Source organism: Klebsiella sp. 141240, from assembly GCF_050600805.1.
Lineage (GTDB): Bacteria > Pseudomonadota > Gammaproteobacteria > Enterobacterales > Enterobacteriaceae > Klebsiella > Klebsiella aerogenes.
The window spans coordinates 95,890-121,804 of record NZ_JAQIRK010000007.1 but is presented as its reverse complement, the minus strand read 5'-3'; the positions used below and the strand labels follow the sequence as shown (position 1 = coordinate 121,804).

The 25,915-nt window shown below is 57.8% G+C and carries 21 protein-coding genes and 1 pseudogene; 11 read left to right on the top strand and 11 right to left on the bottom strand.

Features of this window, described 5'->3' with window-relative positions; all coding sequences use genetic code 11:
* Window positions 1-35: 35 nt before the first annotated feature.
* Window positions 36-2,669 carry a DNA topoisomerase (ATP-hydrolyzing) subunit A gene (gene gyrA / locus PGQ95_RS14695; RefSeq protein ID WP_430918517.1) on the bottom strand — a complete coding sequence of 878 codons (2,634 nt, stop codon included), beginning with the start codon at window positions 2,667-2,669 and terminating at the stop codon, window positions 36-38.
* Between the two features lie 146 nt (window positions 2,670-2,815).
* Between gyrA and ubiG the strand changes: the two genes are divergently transcribed.
* The 4 genes from ubiG to yfaE all read left to right on the top strand — a co-directional run bounded on the left by ubiG (window position 2,816) and on the right by yfaE (window position 7,661).
* Window positions 2,816-3,544, top strand: a complete 729-nt coding sequence (gene ubiG / locus PGQ95_RS14690; RefSeq protein ID WP_045391407.1) for a bifunctional 2-polyprenyl-6-hydroxyphenol methylase/3-demethylubiquinol 3-O-methyltransferase UbiG — start codon at window positions 2,816-2,818, stop codon at window positions 3,542-3,544.
* Between the two features lie 346 nt (window positions 3,545-3,890).
* Window positions 3,891-6,176 (top strand): class 1a ribonucleoside-diphosphate reductase subunit alpha, encoded by a 2,286-nt coding sequence (nrdA, locus tag PGQ95_RS14685; RefSeq protein ID WP_015365619.1) that lies wholly within the window; start codon window positions 3,891-3,893, stop codon window positions 6,174-6,176.
* Between the two features lie 100 nt (window positions 6,177-6,276).
* Window positions 6,277-7,407, top strand: a complete 1,131-nt coding sequence (gene nrdB / locus PGQ95_RS14680) for a class Ia ribonucleoside-diphosphate reductase subunit beta (protein ID WP_015365618.1) — start codon at window positions 6,277-6,279, stop codon at window positions 7,405-7,407.
* Window positions 7,407-7,661: a class I ribonucleotide reductase maintenance protein YfaE gene (yfaE, locus tag PGQ95_RS14675; RefSeq protein WP_015365617.1), complete on the top strand. Its 255-nt coding sequence runs from the start codon at window positions 7,407-7,409 to the stop codon at window positions 7,659-7,661. Before nrdB ends, yfaE begins: the two co-directional genes overlap by 1 nt.
* 94 nt (window positions 7,662-7,755) lie before the next feature.
* On the opposite strand, the gene glpQ is transcribed toward yfaE, so the two are convergent.
* Window positions 7,756-8,823 (bottom strand): glycerophosphodiester phosphodiesterase, encoded by a 1,068-nt coding sequence (gene glpQ, locus PGQ95_RS14670; protein ID WP_430918515.1) that lies wholly within the window; start codon window positions 8,821-8,823, stop codon window positions 7,756-7,758.
* 9 nt (window positions 8,824-8,832) lie between these two features.
* Window positions 8,833-10,179, bottom strand: a complete 1,347-nt coding sequence (glpT, locus tag PGQ95_RS14665) for a glycerol-3-phosphate transporter (RefSeq protein WP_047066187.1) — start codon at window positions 10,177-10,179, stop codon at window positions 8,833-8,835.
* Window positions 10,180-10,449: 270 nt separating this feature from the next.
* Here glpT and glpA point away from each other — a divergent pair, with 270 nt between their 5' ends.
* The 3 genes from glpA to glpC are packed head-to-tail and all read left to right on the top strand — an operon-like array spanning window position 10,450 to window position 14,505.
* Window positions 10,450-12,072, top strand: a complete 1,623-nt coding sequence (gene glpA, locus PGQ95_RS14660) for an anaerobic glycerol-3-phosphate dehydrogenase subunit A (RefSeq protein WP_113374336.1) — start codon at window positions 10,450-10,452, stop codon at window positions 12,070-12,072.
* Window positions 12,062-13,321 carry a glycerol-3-phosphate dehydrogenase subunit GlpB gene (gene glpB, locus PGQ95_RS14655; protein WP_430918513.1) on the top strand — a complete coding sequence of 420 codons (1,260 nt, stop codon included), beginning with the start codon at window positions 12,062-12,064 and terminating at the stop codon, window positions 13,319-13,321. The genes glpA and glpB overlap by 11 nt, the downstream gene beginning before the upstream one ends.
* A complete protein-coding gene (gene glpC / locus PGQ95_RS14650; RefSeq protein ID WP_430918511.1) occupies window positions 13,318-14,505 on the top strand; it encodes an anaerobic glycerol-3-phosphate dehydrogenase subunit GlpC in 1,188 nt (395 codons plus the stop codon). The genes glpB and glpC overlap by 4 nt, the downstream gene beginning before the upstream one ends.
* Before the next feature lies 1 nt (window position 14,506).
* Here the strand turns inward: glpC and PGQ95_RS14645 are convergent, their stop codons facing one another.
* The 3 genes and pseudogenes from PGQ95_RS14645 to PGQ95_RS14635 all read right to left on the bottom strand — a co-directional run.
* The gene (locus tag PGQ95_RS14645; RefSeq protein WP_430918509.1) at window positions 14,507-15,706 is read right to left on the bottom strand and encodes a nicotinamide mononucleotide deamidase-related protein YfaY; all 1,200 of its coding nucleotides are present in this window, start codon (window positions 15,704-15,706) and stop codon (window positions 14,507-14,509) included.
* A 94-nt stretch (window positions 15,707-15,800) separates the two neighbouring features.
* Window positions 15,801-16,343, bottom strand: coding sequence for a YfaZ family outer membrane protein (locus PGQ95_RS14640; RefSeq protein WP_430918507.1), 543 nt, complete (start codon window positions 16,341-16,343; stop codon window positions 15,801-15,803).
* 283 nt (window positions 16,344-16,626) lie between these two features.
* A pseudogene (locus PGQ95_RS14635) lies at window positions 16,627-17,025 on the bottom strand (ISNCY family transposase); the annotation flags it as partial.
* Window positions 17,026-17,141: 116 nt separating this feature from the next.
* Here PGQ95_RS14635 and nudI point away from each other — a divergent pair.
* A complete protein-coding gene (nudI, locus tag PGQ95_RS14630) occupies window positions 17,142-17,567 on the top strand; it encodes a nucleoside triphosphatase NudI (RefSeq protein WP_087860119.1) in 426 nt (141 codons plus the stop codon).
* Here the strand turns inward: nudI and PGQ95_RS14625 are convergent.
* Window positions 17,564-18,973 carry a sensor histidine kinase gene (locus tag PGQ95_RS14625; RefSeq protein WP_430918505.1) on the bottom strand — a complete coding sequence of 470 codons (1,410 nt, stop codon included), beginning with the start codon at window positions 18,971-18,973 and terminating at the stop codon, window positions 17,564-17,566. The genes nudI and PGQ95_RS14625 overlap by 4 nt on opposite strands.
* On the bottom strand, window positions 18,960-19,637 hold the full coding sequence (gene tctD, locus PGQ95_RS14620; protein WP_316424275.1) for a transcriptional regulator TctD: 678 nt from the start codon (window positions 19,635-19,637) through the stop codon (window positions 18,960-18,962). The genes PGQ95_RS14625 and tctD overlap by 14 nt, the downstream gene beginning before the upstream one ends.
* 133 nt (window positions 19,638-19,770) lie before the next feature.
* Between tctD and PGQ95_RS14615 the strand changes: the two genes are divergently transcribed.
* The 3 genes from PGQ95_RS14615 to PGQ95_RS14605 are packed head-to-tail and all read left to right on the top strand — an operon-like array spanning window position 19,771 to window position 22,727.
* Window positions 19,771-20,751, top strand: a complete 981-nt coding sequence (locus PGQ95_RS14615) for a Bug family tripartite tricarboxylate transporter substrate binding protein (RefSeq protein WP_430918503.1) — start codon at window positions 19,771-19,773, stop codon at window positions 20,749-20,751.
* 15 nt (window positions 20,752-20,766) lie between these two features.
* Window positions 20,767-21,198, top strand: a complete 432-nt coding sequence (locus PGQ95_RS14610; RefSeq protein WP_015365604.1) for a tripartite tricarboxylate transporter TctB family protein — start codon at window positions 20,767-20,769, stop codon at window positions 21,196-21,198.
* A gap of 11 nt (window positions 21,199-21,209) precedes the next feature.
* Complete coding sequence (locus PGQ95_RS14605; protein ID WP_015365603.1) at window positions 21,210-22,727, top strand: tripartite tricarboxylate transporter permease; 1,518 nt, start codon at window positions 21,210-21,212, stop codon at window positions 22,725-22,727.
* Here the strand turns inward: PGQ95_RS14605 and menE are convergent.
* From menE to menB, 3 genes are read right to left on the bottom strand one after another with little or no spacing between them, the layout of a single operon-like run.
* On the bottom strand, window positions 22,724-24,085 hold the full coding sequence (menE, locus tag PGQ95_RS14600) for an o-succinylbenzoate--CoA ligase (protein WP_430918501.1): 1,362 nt from the start codon (window positions 24,083-24,085) through the stop codon (window positions 22,724-22,726). The two genes, PGQ95_RS14605 and menE, sit on opposite strands and share 4 nt — an antisense overlap.
* Window positions 24,082-25,047, bottom strand: a complete 966-nt coding sequence (gene menC, locus PGQ95_RS14595) for an o-succinylbenzoate synthase (protein ID WP_430918499.1) — start codon at window positions 25,045-25,047, stop codon at window positions 24,082-24,084. The genes menE and menC overlap by 4 nt, the downstream gene beginning before the upstream one ends.
* Window positions 25,047-25,904 (bottom strand): 1,4-dihydroxy-2-naphthoyl-CoA synthase, encoded by an 858-nt coding sequence (menB, locus tag PGQ95_RS14590; protein WP_015365600.1) that lies wholly within the window; start codon window positions 25,902-25,904, stop codon window positions 25,047-25,049. The genes menC and menB overlap by 1 nt, the downstream gene beginning before the upstream one ends.
* Window positions 25,905-25,915 lie beyond the last annotated feature (11 nt).

The following is a 25,915-nucleotide window of genomic DNA, read 5'->3' as shown; positions in this document are numbered from 1 at the left end:
ATACCCGGCCCTTTCAGAACATTTACCTGCGACGATTACTCTTCGTCTTCGGCGATGTCGTCGTCAGCATCGTTTTCCGGCGCGATATCATCATCGCCCTCCGCTACGCTACCGTCGATGGCATCCAGTTCTTCGTCGTCAACCGGTTCAGCCACGCGCTGCAGGCCAACAACGTTTTCATCTTCCGCGGTACGGATCAGAATCACGCCCTGAGTATTACGACCCACGATGCTCACTTCAGAAACGCGAGTACGCACCAGGGTGCCCGCATCGGTGATCATCATGATCTGGTCGCAATCATCGACCTGCACGGCGCCGACCACTGAACCGTTACGTTCGGTGACCTTAATAGAGATAACGCCCTGCGTCGCACGTGACTTGGTCGGATACTCTGCTGCCGCAGTACGCTTGCCGTAACCGTTTTGCGTCACGGTCAGGATAGCGCCTTCGCCGCGAGGAATAATCAGCGACACCACGCTATCTTCGCCCGCCAGCTTGATGCCGCGTACGCCGGTTGCGGTACGACCCATCGCGCGAACGGCGTCTTCTTTAAAGCGCACCACTTTACCGGCGGCGGAGAACAGCATCACTTCGTCCTGACCAGAAGTCAGATCGACGCCGATCAGTTCGTCCCCTTCGTTCAGATTGACGGCGATGATACCGGCAGAACGCGGACGGCTGAACTCGGTCAATGCCGTTTTCTTCACGGTACCGCTGGCGGTCGCCATAAAGACGTTAACGCCCTCTTCGTACTCGCGAACCGGCAGGATTGCGGTGATACGCTCGTCGGCTTCCAGCGGCAGCAGGTTGACGATCGGCCGACCACGCGCGCCGCGGCTGGCTTCCGGCAACTGATACACTTTCATCCAGTACAGACGACCACGGCTGGAGAAGCAGAGGATCGTGTCATGGGTGTTGGCCACCAGCAGGCGGTCGATAAAGTCTTCTTCTTTAATACGCGCTGCCGATTTGCCTTTACCGCCACGACGCTGCGCTTCGTAGTCGGTTAACGGCTGATACTTCACATAACCCTGGTGCGACAGGGTCACGACAACATCTTCCTGGTTAATCAGGTCTTCGATATTGATATCAGCGCTGTTGGCGGTGATTTCAGTACGACGCTCATCGCCAAACTGTTCTTTGACCAGCTCCAGCTCTTCGCGAATAACTTCCATCAGACGATCGGCGCTACCCAGAATGTGCAGCAGCTCGGCAATCTGATCGAGCAGCTCTTTGTACTCGTCGAGCAGTTTTTCATGCTCCAGACCGGTCAGTTTCTGCAGACGCAGATCCAGAATCGCCTGGGCCTGCTGTTCGGTCAGATAGTACTGGCCGTCACGCACGCCGAACTCTGGCTCCAGCCACTCCGGACGTGCGGCGTTATCGCCGGCGCGCTCCAGCATCGCGGAGACATTGCCCAGATCCCATGAACGCGCGATTAAACCCGCTTTTGCTTCCGCCGGCGTCGGCGCACGGCGAATCAGCTCAATGATCGGATCGATGTTAGCCAGCGCAATCGCCAGCGCTTCAAGGATATGCGCACGGTCGCGCGCTTTACGCAGTTCGAAAATAGTACGACGAGTGACAACTTCGCGGCGGTGACGAACAAACGCCGCAATGATGTCTTTCAGGTTCATGATCTTCGGCTGACCGTGGTGCAGCGCAACCATGTTGATACCGAAAGAAACCTGCAGTTGGGTCTGGGAGTAGAGGTTGTTAAGAACCACTTCACCCACCGCGTCGCGTTTCACTTCGATAACGATACGCATACCGTCTTTGTCAGATTCGTCGCGCAGGGCGCTGATGCCTTCAACGCGTTTTTCTTTCACCAGCTCGGCGATTTTCTCGATCAGGCGCGCTTTGTTCACCTGATACGGAATTTCGTGCACGATGATGGTTTCACGACCGGTTTTCGCGTCAGCTTCGACTTCCGCGCGCGCGCGAATGTAAACTTTACCGCGACCGGTACGATAGGCCTCTTCAATACCGCGACGGCCGTTAATGATAGCGGCGGTCGGGAAGTCCGGGCCCGGAATGTGTTCCATCAGCCCTTCAATGCTGATGTCTTCGTTATCAACGTACGCCAGGCAGCCGTTGATCACTTCCGTCAGGTTATGCGGCGGAATGTTGGTCGCCATACCTACGGCGATACCGGAAGAACCGTTCACCAGCAGGTTAGGGATTTTTGTCGGCATGACGTCAGGGATTTTCTCCGTGCCGTCATAGTTGTCGACGAAATCAACCGTCTCTTTTTCGAGATCGGCCATCAGCTCATGAGCGATCTTCGACATACGGATTTCCGTATAACGCATCGCTGCGGCGGAGTCGCCATCGACAGAACCAAAGTTACCCTGGCCATCGACCAGCATATAACGCAAGGAGAACGGCTGCGCCATACGTACGATGGTGTCATAAACGGCGGTATCACCATGCGGGTGGTATTTACCGATTACGTCGCCAACGACACGGGCTGATTTTTTATAGGCTTTGTTCCAGTCATTGCCCAATACGTTCATGGCGTATAGTACGCGACGGTGTACCGGCTTCAGGCCATCTCGGACATCCGGCAGCGCACGGCCAACAATGACCGACATCGCATAATCCAGATACGAGCTTTTCAGCTCTTCCTCAATGTTGACCGGTGTAATTTCTCTCGCAAGGTCGCTCATCTAACCGCTATCCCTCTACTGTGTCCCGGATTCAAAGGTCGCAAATTATAACACAGCCGTCGTAATAGAGGTAAAGCAATACGGTTTATTCGTGGCAGTCTGCTGATATACTCGCAGGTCAGAACAGAAAAGGAGTAAAAGCGCCCATGAATGCCGAAAAACCGTCGGTGGCCCCCAACGTTGATCACAATGAAATCGCCAAATTTGAAGCCGTCGCCTCGCGCTGGTGGGATTTAGAAGGCGAGTTCAAACCGCTGCATCGCATCAACCCGTTGCGCCTAGGCTATATTGCCGAACGCTCCGGCGGCCTGTTCGGCAAAAAAGTGCTTGATGTCGGCTGCGGGGGCGGCATCCTCGCCGAAAGCATGGCGCGCGAAGGTGCGACGGTCACCGGTCTGGATATGGGCTTCGAGCCGCTGCAGGTCGCAAAACTGCACGCGCTGGAGAGCGGCGTTCAGGTGGAGTATGTGCAGGAGACCGTCGAAGAGCACGCGGCGAAGCACGCCCAACAGTACGACGTCGTCACCTGTATGGAGATGCTCGAGCACGTCCCTGACCCACAGTCGGTGGTGCACGCCTGCGCGCGGCTGGTGAAGCCCGGCGGGCAGGTCTTCTTCTCGACCATTAACCGCAACGGCAAAGCCTGGCTGATGGCCGTGGTCGGCGCGGAATACGTGATGAAAATGGTGCCAAAAGGTACGCATGACGTGAAGAAGTTTATCAAGCCGGCGGAGCTCATCGGCTGGATCGATCAGACTTCTCTGAAAGAGCAGCACATCACCGGCCTGCATTACAATCCGCTCACCAATACCTTCAAGCTGGCGCCGGGCGTTGATGTTAACTATATGTTGCATACAACGGCGAAAAAAGCATAACGTCATACGTTTTTATGATGATGATTGCGCGGCATCAAGCTGCGCAATTTTCCCTTCCGACGAAGAAATCAGCACTCGATCAAATTTTGATTTTTTTTTCTGTTTTATTGACTTCTTCTCCAGGCCTTATACGGCGTGGACTTAGCGATTATTACGCCTGCGCAACCTCAAATTAGCGTCAAAATCAACCCTTGTACTCAAAAGAATCCTTACTAAAATAACTCACCATATAGCGTTCTTTTTATCGACAACCCCCTACATATAGTATTTATCCACAGAGTTAGTCACAACGACTTGCTGTGGATAAATGGGGGGATATTTTTTCTCACGGACAGGTAAAAACCACATGAATCAGAGTCTGCTGGTGACAAAGCGCGACGGTAGCACCGAGCGTATCAATCTCGACAAAATCCATCGCGTACTAGATTGGGCGGCAGAAGGACTGAATAACGTTTCGATTTCTCAGGTAGAACTGCGTTCACATATTCAGTTCTATGACGGCATCAAAACCGCCGACATCCACGAGACTATTATTAAGGCCGCAGCGGACCTGATCTCCCGCGATGCGCCGGACTACCAGTACCTCGCCGCGCGACTGGCGATTTTCCACCTGCGCAAGAAAGCGTTTGGCCAGTTTGAACCGCCAGCGCTGTACACCCATGTGGTAAACATGGTCGAAAAAGGTAAATACGATCATCATCTGCTGGAAGACTACACGGAAGAAGAGTTCCAGCAGATGGACGGTTTTATCGACCACTGGCGCGATATGAACTTCTCCTATGCCGCCGTTAAGCAGCTGGAAGGTAAATACCTGGTGCAGAACCGCGTCAGCGGCGAAATCTATGAAAGCGCCCAGTTCCTCTATATTCTGGTCGCGGCTTGCCTGTTCTCTAACTATCCGCGTGAGACCCGTCTGGACTACATCAAGCGTTTCTATGACGCGGTGTCCACCTTTAAAATTTCGCTGCCGACGCCGATCATGTCCGGCGTGCGTACCCCAACTCGTCAGTTCAGCTCCTGCGTGCTGATTGAGTGCGGCGATAGCCTGGATTCGATCAACGCCACCTCCAGCGCGATTGTGAAATACGTTTCCCAGCGCGCCGGTATCGGTATCAACGCCGGCCGCATTCGCGCGCTGGGTAGCCCGATCCGCGGCGGCGAAGCCTTCCACACCGGCTGCATCCCGTTCTATAAGCACTTCCAGACCGCGGTGAAATCCTGCTCGCAGGGCGGCGTTCGCGGCGGCGCGGCCACCCTCTTCTATCCGATGTGGCATCTGGAAGTCGAAAGCCTGCTGGTGTTGAAAAACAACCGCGGCACCGACGCCAACCGCGTTCGCCACATGGACTACGGCGTGCAGATCAACAAGCTGATGTACACCCGCCTGCTGAAGGGCGAGGACATCACCCTGTTCAGCCCGTCCGACGTTCCTGGCCTGTACGATGCGTTCTTCGCCGATCAGGACGAGTTCGAACGTCTGTACACTAAATACGAAAAAGACGACAGTATCCGCAAACAGCGTATTAAAGCCGTTGAGCTGTTCTCGTTGATGATGCAGGAACGCGCGTCTACCGGCCGTATCTATATCCAGAACGTTGACCACTGCAACACCCACAGCCCGTTCGACCCGGTTGTCGCGCCGGTGCGCCAGTCTAACCTGTGCCTGGAAATCGCCCTGCCGACCAAACCGCTGGACGATGTGAACGACGAAAATGGCGAAATCGCGCTGTGCACGCTGTCGGCGTTCAACCTTGGCGCCATCGATAGCCTCGACGAGCTGGAAGACCTGGCGGTACTGGCGGTGCGCGCGCTGGATGCCCTGCTGGATTATCAGGATTACCCAATCCCGGCGGCCAAACGCGGCGCGATGGGTCGTCGTACGCTGGGCATCGGCGTTATCAACTTCGCTTACTATCTGGCGAAACATGGCAAGCGCTACTCCGACGGCAGCGCCAACAATCTGACGCACAAAACGTTCGAAGCTATTCAGTACTATCTGCTGAAGGCCTCCAACGAACTGGCTATCGAACAAGGCGCCTGCCCGTGGTTCAATGAAACCACCTACGCGCAGGGTATTCTGCCGATCGATACTTATAAGAAAGACCTGGATGCGATCGTGAGCGAATCTCTGCATTTCGACTGGGAGCAGCTGCGCGAATCCATTAAAACTCACGGCCTGCGTAACTCCACGCTCTCCGCGCTGATGCCGTCTGAGACCTCTTCGCAGATCTCCAACGCCACCAACGGCATCGAACCGCCGCGCGGCCACGTGAGCATCAAAGCGTCGAAAGATGGGATTTTGCGCCAGGTCGTTCCGGATTACGAAAATCTGCAGAACGCCTACGAACTGTTGTGGGAAATGCCGAATAACGACGGCTATCTGCAGCTGGTCGGCATCATGCAGAAGTTCATCGATCAGTCGATTTCCGCCAACACCAACTACGACCCGACGCGTTTCCCGTCCGGAAAAGTGCCGATGCAACAGTTGCTGAAAGACCTGCTTAACGCCTATAAATTCGGCGTGAAAACGCTGTACTATCACAACACCCGTGATGGCGCGGAAGACGCCCAGGATGACCTGGCGCCGTCAATTCAGGACGACGGCTGCGAAAGCGGCGCATGTAAGATCTAAGGTATTTTTGCCGGGTGGCGCGATGCTTACCCGGCCTACGGTTTTGTAGGCCCGGCAAACGCAGTGTTGCCGGGCGATACAATCTCAACAGGACCCACTCATGGCATACACCACTTTTTCACAGACGAAAAACAATCAACTGCTTGAGCCGATGTTTTTTGGCCAGCCGGTTAACGTGGCCCGCTACGATCAGCAAAAATATGACATCTTTGAAAAACTGATTGAAAAGCAGCTCTCCTTCTTCTGGCGCCCGGAAGAAGTCGACGTTTCGCGCGATCGCATCGACTATCAGGCGCTGCCGGAACATGAAAAGCATATTTTTATCAGCAACCTGAAATATCAGACGCTGCTCGACTCCATCCAGGGCCGTAGCCCGAACGTCGCGCTGCTGCCGCTGATTTCCATCCCCGAACTGGAAACCTGGGTGGAAACCTGGGCCTTTTCCGAGACGATCCACTCGCGCTCCTACACCCACATTATTCGCAACATCGTCAACGACCCGGCGACGGTGTTCGACGATATCGTGACCAATGAGCAGATCCAGAAACGCGCGGAAGGCATCTCTCACTATTACGATTCGCTGATCGAAATGACCAGCTACTGGCATCTGCTGGGCGAAGGCACCCACACCGTCAACGGCAAAACCGTGACCGTGAATCTGCGCGAGCTGAAAAAGAAACTGTATCTGTGCCTGATGAGCGTCAACGCGCTGGAAGCGATCCGCTTCTACGTTAGCTTCGCCTGCTCCTTCGCCTTTGCCGAACGCAAGCTGATGGAAGGCAACGCCAAGATTATTCGCCTGATCGCCCGCGATGAAGCGCTGCACCTGACCGGCACTCAGCATATGCTGAACCTGCTGCGCTCCGGCAGCGACGATCCGGAAATGGCGGAAATCGCCGAAGAGTGCAAACAGGAGTGCTATGACCTGTTCGTGCTGGCGGCGCAGCAGGAAAAAGAGTGGGCGGACTATCTGTTCCGCGACGGCTCGATGATCGGCCTGAACAAAGATATTCTCTGCCAGTACGTCGAGTACATCACCAATATCCGCATGCAGGCGGTGGGCCTCGATCTACCGTTCCAGACCCGCTCCAACCCGATCCCATGGATCAACACCTGGCTGGTTTCCGACAACGTTCAGGTCGCGCCGCAGGAAGTGGAAGTCAGCTCTTATCTCGTCGGCCAGATCGATTCTGAAGTCGATGCCGACGATCTGAGCAACTTCCAGCTGTAATGAAGCGGATTTTCTTGAGGATTTCTGACACTCGCCTTGAGTGTCAGGATGAACATCCTTCCCTGTTGGCCGCTCTTGAATCGCATAACATCGACGTGGAGTATCAGTGCCGCGAAGGCTATTGCGGTTCCTGCCGCACGCGTCTGGTGTCAGGCCAGGTTGACTGGTTGACAGAACCGCTGGCGTTTATCCAGCCGGGAGAAATTTTGCCCTGCTGCTGCCGGGCGAAAGGCGATATTGAGATCGAGATGTAGTGTTGTCGATGTGTGCGGCCTGATGCCCTCACCTCGGCCCTCTCCCACAGGGAGAGGGTGAAAACATAAAAAAGGGCCTTACGGCCCTTTTGTTTTATTTCGCGTCCAGGAACTGCACTGCTTTATCCGGGAAATCGGTAAACAAGCCGTCGACGCCCGCCTGGTTATACAGCACGTCATAGAGCTGGTTAACGTTAGTGGCGTACTCCGGCAACTGATCCGCGCGCACGGTGTACGGATGCACCTGCAGATGGCTGGCGTGCGCCTCTTTTACCATCGCCGTCAGCTTCACCGCGCCCGGCTTCGAGCCTTCCGCTACCAGCATATGGTAATCCGGGCCGATACCGTCGGCGTACTGCGCAATCTGCGTCATCGCCCCCGGCTTGAACATCCAGTCATAGCTGTAGTTCACCCATTTACCATCGCCCTGTTTCTGCTGCGTTTCATTCCAGTCGGTATAGGCGATGAGCTGCACCAGATTGAGATCCATACCCATCTTCGGCTCCAGCTCATTCTTAATGCGTTTGAGCTCGTTGGCGTCAAAACACTGCAGATAAACCTTATCCTGCTTGCTGGTGTAGCCATATTCCTTCAGCACCTTCAGCGTGCTGGCGGCAATATCTTTGCCTTCCTGATGGTGGAACCACGGCGCTTTGATTTCCGGGTAGATACCGATATTTTTCCCCGTCGAATGATTCAGCCCCTGCACAAACTCAATCTCTTCTTCAAAGGTATGAATGCGGAAATCGGATTTACCCATCGGGAAACGCCCGGGATAGGTCTGCACGTTCTTACCATCTTTCGGCTCAAAACCTTCGGTGAACTTCAGCGACTTAATCTCGGCCAGGGTAAAGTCGATAGCGTAAAAACGGCCATCTTTACGCGCCCGCTGCGGGAAACGCTGCGCAACATCAGTCACCCGATCGAGATAGTGGTCATGCAACACCACCAGCCGATCGTCTTTGGTCATGACCAGGTCTTGCTCAAGGTAATCCGCCCCCTGAGCGTAAGCCATCGCTTTCGCCGGCAGGGTATGTTCCGGCAGATACCCGCTGGCGCCGCGGTGGGCGATGACAATTTTATCAGCGGCTGTCGCGCTGAAGCACAGCGCTGAACTGGCCAAAATCATTCCGCTCATTAGCGCGGTAAGTTTCATTTTCATCGCCGCTCCTTAGGCTTGTTTCAGTTGTTGATGATGACGACGCTCGCCAAGCATGACGATAATGAGCAGCAGAACCGCCAGTACGCTACCGCCAATCATCACCATGAAGCCGCCATCCCAGCCGAAGAAATCGACGGTATAGCCAACAATGGCGCTCGCGGCTACGGAACCGCCGAGATAACCGAACAGACCGGTGAAGCCCGCGGCGGTGCCGGCAGCTTTTTTCGGCGCCAGTTCCAGCGCATGCAGACCGATCAGCATCACCGGGCCGTAAATCAGGAAGCCAATGACGATCATACAGGCCATATCGACGCCCGGATTACCCGGCGGGTTCAGCCAGTAAACGACGGTGGCAATCGTCACCAGGGTCATAAAGAACACGCCGGTCGCGCCGCGGTTGCCTTTAAATACTTTGTCCGACATCCAGCCGCACAACAGGGTGCCCGGAATGCCCGCGTACTCATACAGGAAGTAGGCCCAGGAGGATTTATCCAGCGCGAAGTGTTTGACCTCTTTCAGGTAGGTCGGCGACCAGTCCAGAATGCCGTAGCGCAGCAGATAAACGAAGACGTTAGCGATCGCGATGTACCACAGCAGTTTGTTCGGCAGAATGTACTGCATAAAGATCTGCTTCGCCGTCAGCTCTTCTTCGTGCTTTTCGCTATAGTCATCCGGATAGTCGTTTTTATACTCTTCAATCGGCGGTAGACCGCAGGACTGCGGGGTATCGCGCATCATCGCGAAGGCAAAAATCGCCAGTAGGATCGCGCCGAAAGCCGGCATATACAGCGCCGCGTGCCAGTCGTTAAACCACGCCATCCCCAGCAGGAACAGCAGCGGCGGAATACCGCCGCCGACGTTATGCGCGCAGTTCCACACTGAGACAATCCCGCCGCGCTCTTTCTGCGACCACCAGTGCACCATGGTACGACCACACGGCGGCCACCCCATCCCCTGGAACCATCCGCAAAGAAACAGCAATACGAACATGATCATGATGCTGGAAGTCGCCCACGGCACGAAGCCCATCACCAGCATCACCAGCGCCGCCAGAATTAACCCTGCAGGCAGGAAAATGCGCGGATTCGAGCGGTCGGAGACCGATCCCATGATGAATTTCGAAAATCCGTAGGCGATGGAGATACCCGAAAGCGCGAAACCGAGGTCGCCACGAGAGAACCCCTGCTCAATAAGATAAGGCATCGCCAGCGCAAAGTTCTTACGAACCAGATAGTAAGCGGCATAACCGAAGAAGATGCCAATAAAGATCTGCCAACGTAATCGACGATATAAAGGGTCGATTTCCGCCGCCGGCAAACGCGCTTTATGCGCTGCGGGTTTAAAAATACTTAACATATCAGCCTCCGTGGCCATTGCTGTTTCACTGACATCGACGCAAAAAATCTAATTTATTCACGCACTTCTAATTAGGTCGCGATGGTAGGCAAAGCGTAGAACTAATACTGTGAAATATCGCACATTTTGTTACAGATATATGACAAAATTTTCCAATGTGAGCACAAAATCACAGCAAACGCTCGAATTGCGCGCAAATATGCTCGAAATCAAACATTCCACACTATTGGTATGGCTAAATGGTGTAAAACGAAAGTAGAGGACCGGAAGATGGCCGAGACGCAAGAATTTGATGCGCTGATTATTGGCGGCGGCGCCACCGGCGCGGGAATCGCCCGCGACTGCGCCCTGCGCGGGTTACGTGTGGCGTTGATTGAGCGGCACGATATCGCCACCGGCGCCACCGGCCGCAACCATGGTCTGTTGCACAGCGGCGCGCGCTATGCCGTTACCGATAGCGAATCCGCACGCGAATGTATCAGCGAGAATCGCATTTTACGTCGCATCGCCCGCCACTGCATTGAACCCACCAACGGGCTGTTTATCACCCTGCCTGAAGATGACATGGCCTGGCAGCAAACCTTCATCAACGCCTGTCAGCAGGCCGGTATCGATGCTAAACCGCTTACCCCCGCTGAAGCATTACGTCTGGAGCCTGCGGTGAACCCTACGTTGCTTGGCGCCGTACAGGTACCGGATGGCACCGTCGACCCGTTCCGTCTGACGGCCGCCAATATGCTCGACGCCCGCGAACACGGCGCGCAGATCCTCACCGGCTGCGAGGTCACCGGCCTGCTGCGTCAGGGCGATCGTGTGTACGGAGTACAGATCTACGATCATCAACGCTGCGAAGCGCGTAGCATTCGCGCACAGGTGGTGGTCAACGCCGCCGGGATCTGGGGCCAACGCATCGCGGAGTACGCCGATCTGCGCATCTCCATGTTCCCGGCAAAAGGCTCGCTGCTGATCCTCGATCACCGCATTAATAACCAGGTGATTAACCGCTGCCGCAAGCCGGCGGATGCCGATATTCTGGTGCCCGGCGATACCATCTCGCTGATTGGCACCACCTCGACGCATATTCCTTATGACGAAATTGACGATAACCGGGTGACGACGGAAGAGGTCGATACGCTGCTGCGCGAAGGGGAAAAACTGGCGCCGATCATGGGGCGCACCCGAGTGCTGCGCGCTTACTCCGGCGTCCGGCCGCTGGTCGCCAGCGATGACGACCCCAGTGGGCGCAGCGTCAGCCGCGGTATTGTGCTGCTCGACCACGCCGCGCGCGACGGTATGGAAGGCTTTATCACCATCACCGGCGGTAAGTTGATGACCTACCGTCTGATGGCGGAATGGGCCAGCGACGCCGTCTGCCGCAAACTCGGCAATGCTGAGCCGTGCCGTACCGCGGAGCGCCCGCTACCGGGTTCCCAAGAAGCCACAGAAACCACGCTGAAAAAGATTATCTCGCTACCGACGCCGCTTCGCGGGTCGGCGGTCTATCGCCACGGCGACCGCACCCCGGCATGGCTCGGCGACAGCCGACAGCACCGCAGCCTGGTCTGCGAATGCGAAGCGGTCACCGCCGGGGAAGTGCAGTACGCGGTAGAGAATCTGGCGGTGAAGAATCTGCTCGACCTGCGTCGCCGTACCCGGGTCGGCATGGGCACCTGCCAGGGTGAACTGTGCGCTTGCCGCGCCGCCGGACTGCTACAGCGCTTCAACGTCGCCACACCGGCGCAGTCGTTAACTCAGCTGTCGGAATTTCTCAATGAACGCTGGAAAGGCGTTCAGCCCATCGCCTGGGGTGACGCGCTGCGCGAAAGTGAATTTACCCGCTGGGTCTACCTCGGCTTATGCGGACTGCAAAAGGAGCATCAGGATGAAATTTGATTGCGCCATCGTCGGCGGCGGACTGGCCGGGCTGTTGTGCGGGCTGGCGCTGAATCAGTACGGCCTACGCTGCGTGATAATCAGCCGCGGGCAAAGCGCGCTGCACTTTTCCTCTGCTTCATTAGACCTGCTCTCGGCGCTGCCGAACGGCGATACCGTCACTGATGTCGCACAAGGTCTTCAGCAACTGGCCGTTCAGCTTCCTGAACACCCCTACTCCCGTCTCGGTGCCGACGCGGTGTTCGAATACGCCAGGCAGGCCGAAGCGCTGCTGGCCGCCTGCGGCGCGAACATGCAAGGCGAAGCGCGCCGACCGCATCTGCGGGTGACGCCGCTGGGAACGTTGCGCCCGGCGTGGCTGTCGCCCGAAGAGGTTCCGCTGGCGCCCATCGCGCAGCAGCGCGTATGCATGGTGGGGATTAGCGGTTTTGCCGATTTTCAACCGCACCTGGCCGCCGCCGCCCTCGGACAGAGCGGAGTGAATGCCGCCGCCGCGGAGATTGATTTACCGCTGCTTGATGTGCTGCGCGATAACCCTACGGAGTTCCGTGCCGCCAACATCGCCCGCGTGCTTGATGATGAAAACCTGTGGCCTGCCCTGCAGTCCGCGCTGCTGCCGCTGGCGCAAGAGTACGAACTGCTGATAATGCCCGCCTGTTTTGGGCTCGCGGATAATCGCCTCTGGCATTGGCTACAGGAACATCTGCCCTGCCCGCTGCGCCTGCTGCCGACGCTGCCGCCTTCGGTGCCGGGGATGCGCCTGCATAGCCAGCTTCAGCGTCAGTTCATCCGCACCGGTGGTACCTGGCTTGCCGGCGACGAGGTGGTGAAAATCAGCCATCAGCAGGGCGCCGTCGAGGCCGTCTGGACGCGAAATCACGGCGATATCGCACTGCGTCCGCGCTTTACCGTGTTGGCGAGCGGTAGCTTTTTCAGTAACGGTCTCGTCGCCACCCGTGATAGCGTGCGCGAACCGATCCTCGGCCTCGATCTGCAGCAAACGCTGGCGCGCGATAGCTGGTATCAGCGTGATTTCTTCGCGTCACAACCGTGGCAGCGCTTTGGTTTGAAGACGGACCCCATGCTACGCCCACACCTGCTCGGCCAGCCGCTGAGTAATCTTTTCGCTATCGGCTCGCTGCTCGGCGGTTTCGATGCCATTCAACTCGGCTGCGGCGGCGGCGTTTGCGCCGTCACCGCGCTGCATGCCGCCAGACAGATCCACACCCTTGCAGGAGGCCGGCCATGAACGATACCCGCTTTGAAAGCTGCATAAAATGCACGGTCTGTACCACCGCCTGCCCGGTGAGCCGGGTAAATCCGCGCTATCCCGGCCCGAAACAGGCGGGGCCGGACGGCGAACGTCTGCGTCTGAAAGATGGCGCGCTGTACGACGATGCGCTGAAATATTGTATTAATTGCAAACGCTGCGAGGTGGCCTGTCCGTCTGATGTGAAAATCGGCGATATTATTCAACGCGCGCGTGCGCAGTACAGCCAGCAAACACCAACCCTGCGCGATGCCATCCTCAGCCATACCGATCTGATGGGCACCCTTTCCACGCCTTTCGCGCCGCTGGTCAACGCCACTACGGGGTTAAAACCGGTGCGCCGCCTGCTCGACACCGCGCTGAAAATCGACCATCGCCGCACGCTGCCGAAATATGGCTTCGGCACCTTCCGCCGCGCTTATCGCCAGCTCGCCGCCAAACAGGCGCAGTACAGCGAGCAGGTGGCTTTCTTCCATGGCTGCTACGTCAACTATAACCACCCGCAATTGGGTAAGGATCTGATTCGCGTCGTCAACGCACTGGGTACCGGCGTGCAGCTCTTATCGAAAGAAAAATGCTGCGGCGTCCCGCTTATCGCCAACGGCTTTTTTGACAAAGCACGCAAGCAAGCGCACAGCAACGTCGCCGCCATGCGCGAAAACGCGTTGCCGATCATCGCCACCTCTTCAACCTGTACTTTTACCCTGCGCGATGAATATCCCCATCTCCTGGATATCGATAACAGCGATCTGCGGGATCGGGTGGAGTTAGCGACCCGCTGGATTTGGAAACAGCTCGATGCCGGCAAAACCCTTCCATTGCGCCCGCTGCCGCTGAAGGTGGTCTATCACACCCCATGTCATATGGAAAAAATGGGCTGGTCGCTATACACCCTTGAGCTTTTACGCCAAATCCCGGGCCTACAGCTGGAAGTACTGGATTCGCAGTGCTGCGGTATCGCCGGCACCTTCGGCTTTAAGTCGGAAAACTATTCGTCGGCGCAGGCCATTGGCGCGCCATTATTTCGCCAGATTGAGGAGAGCGGCGCGGACGTAGTGATTACCGATTGCGAAACCTGCAAATGGCAGATTGAGATGTCCACCAGCAAGCGCTGCGAACATCCCATTACTCTGCTGGCGCAGGCGCTGGGCGCGCCTGCCTGAATCAGTCGATAAACAGCGTCTCGACGACGTTGATCCAACCATGCTCGCCGCTGACCGGCTTACCGTTGAGCCAGCGGCGCAGCATATTCAGCGCCATCATGGCGCAGACTTCTTGCCGTACCGGCAGCCCGTGGCGATTAGCGCTGAACTTAACCCGCAGCGCGTGCGTACCTTCCGGCGTCGCCAGCACAAAGTTCAGGTAATCGGCCTCCTGACCGCTGACCGACAACGCCAGCCTGGCAAAATGGTTAACGCGCCGCTCGGCGGCCCAGCGCGCCGATTGCGCTAACGTCTCCTCCTGCGCCGGCACCACTTCGCTGGCGAGAAGCGGCGCGTTCGCCCGCCTCAGCTGCAGCGCCAGCAGACCGCTGGTGAACTGTTCGCTCAAGGTCAGGCTAAGCTGACGCTCCTGCAGGCAGCGCGCGATCTGCGCCGGTAACCCTTCCGTGCCCTCGAAGATAAGGCTCTCTCCGGCTACCTTACGCACTTCTGGCCACAGCGCCAGCATGGCATCGCGCTGCTCAGCAGGACCGGTTAGTTTTAGCTCGATAATCGGCATTGACGAGCGATAGCCCATCACCACACCAAGGGGGAGCTGCAGGTGATTGAGGCTTTGCGCCAACTCGCTTTCCGAACGTCCGAAGGTGGTTAAACGCAGACAGACAGGCGGCGACGGAAGCGTGAAGCGCGCACGTAAGCGCGGTACGATCTCCTGCTCGACCATAACTTTGAATTCAGACGGTACGCCGGGGGTGAAAAACATCAGGCAGCGGTTGAGCTGTACGGCAAACCCGCAGGCGGTGCCCACCGGATTATTGATCATTTCGGCGCTGGCGGGGATTTCCGCCTGCTTGCGATTGCTTTCCGCCATCGGCCGACCGCGCTCGGCAAAGAATCGCGTCATCGTCTCCAGCCATTCAGCGTTGAGGACCAACCCTTCGCCTTTCGCCGTCGCCGCCGCCAGCGCGCTAAGATCGTCGCTGGTCGGCCCCAGGCCGCCATTCACGATCAGCACATCCGCCTGTTCGCTGCGTTCGCGCAGAATAGCCACCAGCGCGTCGAGGTCATCGCCGACGGTATTGCGGCGCGTTAACGGTAAACCCTGATTAAAAAAGTAATCCGCCAGCCAGGCGGCATTGGTATCGACAATCTGCCCATGCAGCACTTCATCGCCGGTGGACAGCATTTCCACTTGTAGCATTATGAACTCCAGCCTGATAAGTCGAATTACTATAGCGCAAAGGCGCGGGCTGGCGACGAAGAAATTTGGCGCGGCGGATGGCCGCGCCGGAGGATTAGAAGCTGGCGCTGGCGCCGATGTACGGACCGTCGGCGATGGTGTTATCACGGTTGCCGTCTTTGCCCGCCAGGTTCAGGTAGCGATAACCTGCCTGGATGCTAATCGGACGCATGATAGTCCAGCTGGCGCCGACGTTCGCTTCTTCATAGCTCTCGATGCCGCTGGAGAGGGAATCAGGCGAGTAGTAATAGTCGCCGTACAGACGGAAGCTATCGCCAATTTTCCACTGCAGGCCGCCGCCGACCGCGGCCGCGTAACCGTCATCGCCCTGCTTCGGATTGGTGTAGATGCCTTTGCCGCCCACGGTCGCCAGGAATGGTCCCAGCGGAATATTCAGACCCAGACCTAAACCCGCGGCGTCGCCGTCGTTATCGCTATGCAACCAGTTGCCGGAAATAGCAAGGCCGGTGGATTCGGTACCGAAGCCAACGCCGAGGTTGGTATAGTGCTCGCCGGCTTCGCCAGTAACGCTAATAGCATGGGCCGCCGAGGAAACCATCATTACCCCGGCCAGGGCCATAAAAATGCTCTTTTTCATTATTTACTCTATCCAGAAAAGAAGAATCAAAGAAGTCCCGAAAAAACCAGAAAATTCTACTGCGCACCCGTCAGGAATCAATGACCTGGCGAAATGATTTTTCACAAGAGTGTAACCAGTTGCGTCTTTTTACATCAATACCGACGCGCAGTTGCGAAAGAATGCAAATTCTGCCGAATTTAAATTCATCAGAATTATATTGAATTGAGTTGTATTGATTAAATAAATCTATATTAACCTGCGCGATCGCCATCACGCAGGCCGTTTGAAGGAAGCAGAGAAATTAATGTGCGAGCAGAGCCAGACGCTCCGGCGCAAGCCCCGTCAGCTTCGCCACCAGCGCCAGATCAAGCCCGTTTTCCAGCATCGCCTGGGCAATACGTTGCGCAGCCAATTGTTCTCCCTGTTCAAGACCTTGCTGCAGGCCCTGCTGATGGCCGCGTTGTTCCAGAAACTGGGCAATATTCATTAGCGTCTCCTTATGCGGCCGTCTGGGGACATTTTGCGCAAGATTACGTAAAAAGGCGACCGGATCGGCGGCATTTCCTGCCTGCAATAAATAGTGAAGCAGCGTCCTGAGCTGCCTGCGGCTAGTGTATCCCAGCGCCAAAAGGCTGGCTAGTTGCTCCTGCAGTTCCATCATATCGCGTTGCCGGATATGCTTTTGCAGCAACTCAAGCATTTCGCTTAACTTAGCACTCTGTAGAGCCAGCGCCGTATTTCCCTTGCGGTTTGCCGAGGCGCCTCGCAAACTGTTTCCTCGATTCCCGGCCCGACTCACTGCGAAGGAGAAAAATCATGCGTCAAAGGACGATTGTTTGCCCGCTAATCCAAAATGATGGCCATTACCTGTTGTGCAAGATGGCTGCCGACCGCGGGGTTTTTCCCGGACAGTGGGCGCTGTCCGGCGGCGGCGTGGAGCCGGGGGAAAGTATTGAAGAGGCGCTGCGACGTGAAGTCCGCGAGGAGCTTGGCGAAAAACTGCAGTTGACCCGTATCACGCCATGGAGCTTCCGCGATGACACCCGTGTGAAAACCTATGCCGATGGTCGCCAGGAAGAGATCTACATGATCTATTTGATTTTCGATTGCATAAGCGCCAACCGCGAGGTCACGATCAACGAGGAATTCGACGATTACGCGTGGGTGAAGGGCGAAGACCTGCGACACTACGATCTTAATGCCGCGACCCGCCTCACCCTGAGCCAGAAAGGGCTGCTTTAAGCCACGGTCAGCAGACGCAGCGTCACCTTTAATCCTCCCAGGCTTTCGCTGCGCGACAGCTGCGGCCGGCTACGATGCAGACGCGCGATATCGTTTACCAGCGCCAGGCCCAGCCCGGCGCCGGGTAGGCCGCCGCCATTCTCCAGCCGTCGAAACGGCGTCAGCGCCTGGTTAATCAGGTTTTCCTCGATACCCGGGCCGCTATCCTCCACGCTCAGCGTGACGGCTTCGCCATCGCGATGCAGGCTCAGCGTCACCGTTCCGCGTGCCGGGGTGTAGCGAATCGCATTGTCGAGCAGATTGGCGCACAGTTCGCCCAACAAAACGCCATCACCCAAAACGTACACCGGCGACTGTTCGCCCTCATAACCCAGATCGATGTTTTTACTGCGCGCCTGAGCAATACGCGAAAAACAGCTATGGTGCACCACCTCCTGCAGATCGACCGCGGCAAAAGCCTGCTCGCCCTGCTCCCGGCGTTTCACCGTTGCCAGTTGCAACAAACGTTCGGTGAGTAAAATCGTATCATCCAGCGTCGCGCGCATGGCCTGCAAACTCTCGCGCCACAGCCGCGGATCGTCGCTGGCCAGCGCCACCGAAGCCTGGGTTTTCAGGACCGCCAGCGGCGTTTTCAACTGATGTGAAGCATCGGCGCTAAAGCGTTCCTGCCGGGAGATCATCACCCGCAGGCGGTCGATATAGCGGTTAAAAGCCACGATCAGCAGCCGCGTTTCCGACCACGGCAACAATTCCGGTAGCGGCGTCAGCAGGCCGGGTTCACGGCGCACCATCAGCGCCGAGAGCTGACGCATTGGCCGCAGAACGCGGCGCAGTAGCCACCCCGCCAGTACCAACGTCAACAGCACTAATAAGCCCTGCGACACCCAGGATGAAAACAGCAGTTGCCCGGCCAGCCAGCGCCGCGACTGCAGCGTTTCGGCAATATAAATCTCCGCCATTCCGACGATACCGCCTTCGTTGACCGGCTGCAGCAGGCGCGCCACGCGGATTGCCTGACCGCGGTATTCGGTATGATAAAACCATGCCAGCGCCGGATAGAGTTGAGTTCGTGAAGTGGCCGGCGGCATCGCCGGCAGATCGTCAAAGCCGGAAATCACTTTCCCCTGCGGATCGACCACCTTGTAATACAGCCGGTCGTTCATGTTGAGTTCAAAGCTGTCCAGCACCACCCAGGGCACATTGACCTCCAGATGGCCGCCGCGCACTACCAGCCGCTCGGCCACGGTGCGCGCCGAGGAGAGCAGCGTACGATCGTAGGCCTGCGTCGCCGCCTGCAGCGCGCTCACGTAGCTATTGAATGCCGATAGCCCCCACAACAGCGCCAGCGGCAGGCCAAGGAACAGCAGCAGTTGGGCATACAGCGACTGCGGTTTACCCCAGCTCATGCGGCTCACGCTCCAGCAGATAACCCAGCCCGCGTAGCGTAGTGATACGCACGTTACCCTGCTGGAGTTTCTTGCGCAGGCGGTGAATATAAAGTTCGATGCTTTCCGGACTGACGTCGTCGCTGAGGCTAAACACCTGTTCAAACAGCTGCTGGCGGGAAACCGGACGGGTACGGCGAAACATCAGCACTTTCAACAGCGCCAGCTCGCGCGGCGTCAGGGACAACATCTCACCACGCAGCAGAAAATAGCCTTCATCGCGATATTCCAGCTCGCCAAGCTGCTGTACCTCATGCACCTGCCCTTCGCTGCGTCGCAGCAACGCCCGCAGACGGGCGTCGAGCTCCTCCAGCTCAAAAGGTTTAGGCAGGTAATCATCGGCGCCGACGTTCAGCCCTTTCACCCGGTCCGCTACCGCGCTGCGCGCGGTCAACAGCAGCACCGGCAGCGTTTGCCCGCGCTTACGCAACCGCTGTACCACCTCGAGGCCATCCAGGCCCGGCATACCGATATCCAGCACCGCCAGCGCATATTTTTCACTTTGCAGCAGATGATCCGCCGCCCGGCCATCAAAAACGCAATCCACGGCAAAACCGCCCTGCACCAGCGCTTTTTCCAGCCAGTGAGCCAGCTCACGGTTATCCTCGGCTAATAAGAGACGCATATCACATCCTGTAAAGTTGCTGCCGCATTGAAAGGGAAATGAAAGGTAACTGTTTTAACAATCACGCAACCGAATCGCCACATGTCGGTTCACATAATCAGAAAAACATTCCCTGTCCCTACTGAGGAAGCCTATGAAAACGCCATTTTTCCGCCATCTTAGCGCCATCGCGCTTTGCCTCTGTACAACCACCGCTTTCGCGGCGCAAGCCCCGTCCCGCACCGAATGTATCGCGCCCGCCAAACCCGGCGGCGGCTTTGACCTTACCTGTAAGCTGATTCAGGTAAGCATGATGGAAACCGGCGCGATCGAGAAACCGATGCGCGTCACCTATATGCCCGGCGGCGTAGGCGCGGTGGCCTACAACGCCATCGTCGCCCAGCGTCCGGCGGAAGCCGGAACCGTGGTTGCCTTTTCCGGCGGCTCGCTGCTGAATTTGTCGCAGGGGAAATTCGGTCGCTACGGCGTTGATGACGTGCGATGGCTGGCCAGCGTCGGTACCGACTACGGCATGATTGCCGTACGCGCCGATTCGCCATGGAAAGACCTGAAGTCATTCATGACTGCGATGGAGAAAAATCCCGCCACTATCGTCATTGGCGCCGGTGCCTCCATCGGCAGCCAGGACTGGATGAAAGCGGCGCTGCTGGCGCAAAAAGCCAACGTTGATCCGCACAAGATGCGCTATGTCGCCTTTGAGGGCGGCGGCGAGCCGGTAACCGCGCTGCTCGGCAACCATGTGCAGGCGGTCTCCGGCGATCTCAGTGAAATGGTGCCGTACCTGCAGGGAAATAAGATCCGCGTCCTGGCGGTCTTCTCCAATGAACGTCTGCCGGGCGCGCTGGCCGATGTCCCTACCGCTAAAGAGCAGGGCTATGACCTGGTGTGGCCGATTATTCGCGGCTTCTTTATGGGCCCGAAGGTAAGCGATGCCGACTACCAGTGGTGGGTTGATGAATTCACTAAACTGCAGCAAACCGATGAGTTCAAAAAGCAACGTGAACTGCGCGGCCTGTTTGAATTCAACATGAACGGCAAGGAGCTCGATACCTATGTAAAACAGCAGGTCAGCGTTTATCGCGAACAGGCGAAAGCCTTTGGCCTGGCTAAATAATCCGCGGAGGCGCTAATGAGCGATCGTATCTTTGCCGGAGTCTGGCTGTTGTTATGCATTGGCGGCCTGTTTATCGCCTGGCAGATCCACAGCGAATACTCGTATGAACCCGTCGGCCCGCGCCCTTTCCCATTGGGTATTATCGGCCTGATGCTGCTGTGTTCGGCGCTGATGCTGCTGCGTCGCCCGGACGCCATCGAGTGGCCGGGACGACATGTCCTGCAACGGCTGTTAACCATGGTCGTGGTGCTGGTGGTCTATGCCTGGGGATTTGAATGGCTGGGCTTTCCGCTGGCGACCGCGCTGCTGACGGCGGTGATCGGCCTGCTGTTCGGCGCCACGCTACCGGCGGCAGGCATTGCCGGCGTGGTGATGGGCGTCTCGTTATGGTACGCCTTCGATACCTTACTTGATGTGACCCTGCCGCTTGGCGTCTGGTTAAATTAACGGAGAAGCTTATGGATACCTGGATCTATCTGTCGCAGGGTTTCGCCGTCGCCATGACGCCGGAAAATCTGCTTATTGCCCTCATCGGCTGCTTTGTCGGAACCATCGTCGGGCTGCTGCCCGGCCTCGGGCCGATTAACGGCGTCGCCATTCTGCTGCCGCTGGCCTTTGCCCTGCACCTGCCTGCGGAATCGGCGCTGATCCTGTTGGCGACGGTCTATATCGGTTGCGAATATGGCGGGCGTATTTCGTCTATCCTGCTGAACGTGCCCGGCGATGCCGCCGCCATCATGACGGCGCTTGATGGCTATCCCATGGCGCAGCAAGGGCGCGGCGGCGTCGCACTATCGATTTCCGCCGTTAGCTCTTTCTTCGGTTCGCTTATCGCGATCGGCGGCATTATTCTGTTCGCGCCGCTCCTCGCCCAGTGGTCGCTGGCGTTCGGCCCGGCGGAATATTTCGCGCTGATGGTGTTTGCCATCGCCTGCCTCGGCAGCATGATGGCGCAAAACCCGCTGAAATCGTTCCTCGCGGCGTTAATCGGCTTGGGCCTGGCGACGGTGGGCGTGGATGCCAACACCGGGGTTTACCGCTTCACCTTCGACAGCGTCCATCTCTCCGATGGCGTGCAATTTATTGTGGTGGTCATCGGCCTGTTCTCCGTTTCAGAGATCCTGTTGATGCTGGAGAGCACCAGCGGTGGGCAAACGCTGGTGCGTAAAACCGGGCGCATGCTGTTTAACACCAAAGAGGCCGCGCAGTGCGTCGGCGCGACCCTACGCTCTTCCGTCGTGGGTTTCTTCGTCGGTATTCTGCCCGGCGCCGGGGCGACCATCGCCAGCGCCATCACCTATATGACGGAGAAAAAAATCAGCGGCAACAGCGATAACTTCGGCAAGGGGGATATTCGCGGCGTGGCGGCGCCGGAAGCCGCGAATAATGCCTCCGCCTGCGGTTCGTTTATTCCGATGCTGACGCTTGGCGTGCCTGGCTCCGGCACCACCGCGGTCATGATGGGCGCATTGACGCTGTATAACATTACGCCCGGCCCGGCAATGTTCACCGAACAGCCTGATATCGTCTGGGGGCTCATCGCCGCGCTGCTTATCGCCAACGTGATGCTGCTTATCATGAACATTCCGCTGATTGGCCTGTTCACCCGCATGCTGACGATCCCGCTATGGTTCCTGGTACCCGCCATCGCCGCCGTTTCCGCCGTTGGCGTCTATGCGGTGCACAGCACCACCTTTGACCTGCTGCTGATGGTTGGCCTCGGCGTGCTCGGCTACATCATGCGTAAAATGCATTTCCCGATGTCGCCGCTGATCCTCGGTTTTGTGCTGGGCGAGATGCTGGAGCAGAACCTGCGCCGCGCGCTGTCAATCAGCAACGGTAATCTGGCTATCCTCTGGGAAAGCGGCGTAACCAAAACATTGCTAATGCTGGCTGTCGCCGTCCTGGTGGTGCCGCCGCTGCTGCGTCTGAGACGTAAACAGCGCCAGCGCCGCGCCGAGGCGAATATCGGCTAAACCGGCGAATTGACCCATTCGCGCAGCGCCCGGCGCGAAATCTTAATCCCGCCGTTCTTTAACGTTTCCGGCAGCCGTAGCCACTGTACCGGCTGCTGGAAACGCGCTAACCGTTCAGCGCTCCATGCCGCCAGCGTGGCCATTTCGCAGCCGTCCTCGCATTCAACCACCGCCACCGGGCGCTGGCCATATTCGACATCATCCTGCGGCACAATAAACACCTGCTGAACCTGCGGATGGGCGAGTATCACGCGCTCAACCTCCTCCGGCTGAATGCCTTCGCCGCCGCTAAAAAAGAGATTATCCAGTCGCCCTATAATCGACAGCCTGGCGTTGCGTAACTCCCCGCGATCGCGCGTCGCAAACCAGCCTTCATCGTTGGTTAATGACAACAGTTGACCATCCCGCCAGTAGCCCGCGGCCATGCTCGCCGCCCGCAGCCAGATCTCGCCGGCGACAATTTTTACCTCCCTTCCCGGCAGCGCTTCGCCCACATCCGCCTCGCCGTCGGCCTCTTTGGCGCAGACCGTGGAGGCGAATTCAGTGAGGCCATAGCCGCAGAAACTGCGTATCCCCTGCGCTCGCGCCCTTTCGGTCAGCTCGACCGGGATCGCCGCACCGCCAAGCAACACCGCCTTGAGTGAAACATCGGCATCGCCATTCAGCAGACGCCATAGCTGAGTCGGTACCAGTGAAGCATGGGTACAGCCCTGTAACGCTTGCTCCAGCGGTTGTTTGTCACGCACCGTCAGCCGCGCGCCCGCCAGCAGCCAGCGCCAGATGATCCCCTGCCCGGAGACATGGAACAACGGCAGCGACAGTAGCCAGTCGTCCTCCCCGGCAAACGGCATCAGCGCCAGCACGCCAGCGGCGCTAGCCAAATGGGCGCTGGCGCTATGGACTGCCGCCTTCGGCAGGCCGGTTGAGCCGGAGGTTAACGTCATCGACACCAACCGTTCGCCATGCCAGCAAACGGCCCAGGCGCCTTCTGCCGCCTGCAGAGTTAACACCGGTAAATTCCCCGGCAGCTTATCACCGTTAAGCACCAGTTGATGCTGTACGGTTAACGCAGGCAGCAGTTCCTGCAGCAATACCGTAGGCAGTTGCGGATTAAGCGGCAGCACCCGCGCCCCACACTGCAGCAGCGCCAGCCAGGCGAGTAGCGTCTCCGGCTGGTTGTAGGCCCTAAGCGCCACGCCCTGACCTTCCATTACGCCCTGCGCGGCAAAACCAGATGCCAGCGCGTCAATCCGCGCGCATAGCTCACGCCAGGTCAACGGCTGGTCATTCAGGCGTAGCGCCTGCGACTCGCCGCGTAACTGACGCCAGTGGCGCCACGGCCAATCGGAAAACATCACAGCAGTTGCTCCAGCTCATCAGCATTGAAAATTGGCAGCGTACTCTCCGGCCACGCCCGCACCAGCTGAGCGCCCATCAGCGCCAGCGTGTCGAGTCCGGGGATAGTCTGCGGAGTCAGCCAGGCGGCAACCCGCGCCAGCTGCGTTAATCCCAGGCTGGACTCGATCGACGAGCTAATCACCGCGCTCAGCCCCAGCGCATGCGCCGCGGCGACCTGTTGCTGAACCTTTTGTAAGCTGCCGGTCAGCGTCGGTTTGATCACCACCGCGCGCACGCCGGGCTCGGCGACAAAACGGAAATCCGCCTCGCGCAGGCTTTCATCCCAGGCGATAGCAATACCGGTCTGCTGGCTGAATTCGCGCGAATCGTCGCGGCTTTTGCACGGTTCTTCGAGAAAGGCAATGCGTTGGCGATACGCCGGATTAACGTATTTGGCGAACTGCTGCGCTTTAAGCGGCGTCCACGCCCGGTTGGCATCCAGCCGCAGCTGCAGGTCGGGGATCGCTTCCAGCAGCAGATTCACCACCATGCCGTCGCGTACCGCTTCCCACAACCCCACTTTCACCTTAGCGACTTTCTCGCCGGGCATCGTCGCCAGTTTGGCGAACAGTTCATCCGGGTCGCCGGAACAGAGCGGCGCCGCGCGATAATCCGCCGCCTGCGGTAGCTCACCGCCAAGCTCTGCCTGCGCGCAGCTAATACCAAAAGCGACGGAGGGCTGCATGGGAAGCTGCGGCTCGGCGCCGTCGCGCCAGGCCCGCGCCCACGCCAGCAGCGCCATTTGCGCCTCTTCCAGCGTTTCGTCACTGAATCCCGGCAGGGGAGAAATTTCCCCCCAGCCTTCGCGTTCACCCTCCTGCAGGTGGATGAACAGCCCATCGCGGGTTTTTAACCGCCGTTCGCGCAGAACCACGCCCGCGTCCATCGGTATCTGCCAGCGGTAAACCTGCGAAAAGCGCATTATGGATTCCGTTTAAATTTACTGAAGTCCGGCTGACGTTTCTGGTTGAAAGCGTTACGTCCTTCCTGCCCTTCTTCCGTCATGTAGAACAGCATGGTGGCGTTACCCGCCAGCTCCTGCAGCCCGGCCTGGCCGTCGCAGTCGGCGTTCAGCGCCGCTTTCAGGCAACGCAGCGCCATCGGGCTGTTTTGCAGCATTTCACGACACCAGCGCACGGTCTCTTTTTCCAGATCCGCCAATGGGACCACGGTATTCACCAGCCCCATATCCAGCGCCTGCTGGGCGTCGTACTGACGGCACAGGAACCAGATTTCGCGCGCTTTTTTCTGCCCGACGATACGCGCCATATAGGAAGCGCCCCAGCCGCCATCAAAGGAGCCGACTTTTGGCCCGGTCTGGCCGAAGATGGCATTATCCGCCGCGATGGTCAGGTCGCACATCATGTGCAGTACGTGGCCGCCACCGATAGAGTAACCGGCGACCATCGCCACTACTGGTTTCGGGCAGGTGCGGATCTGGCGCTGGAAGTCGAGCACGTTGAGATGGTGAACCCCGGAGTCGTCCTGATAGCCGCCGTAGTCGCCGCGGACTTTCTGGTCGCCGCCGGCGCAGAAAGCTTTATCGCCTTCACCGGTCAGCACGATGACGCCGATATTGTCGTCATAGCGGGCATCCGCCAGCGCCTGAATCATCTCTTTGACGGTCAGCGGACGGAAGGCGTTGCGCACCTGCGGACGATTGATGGTGATTTTAGCAATCCCGTCAGTCGATTTTTGATAACGAATATCGGTATAGCCTTCTGAGCAATCGTGCCATTCAACGGGGGCGTAGAGCATTGCTTCATCAAGAGAGATCATAGAATGTCCTT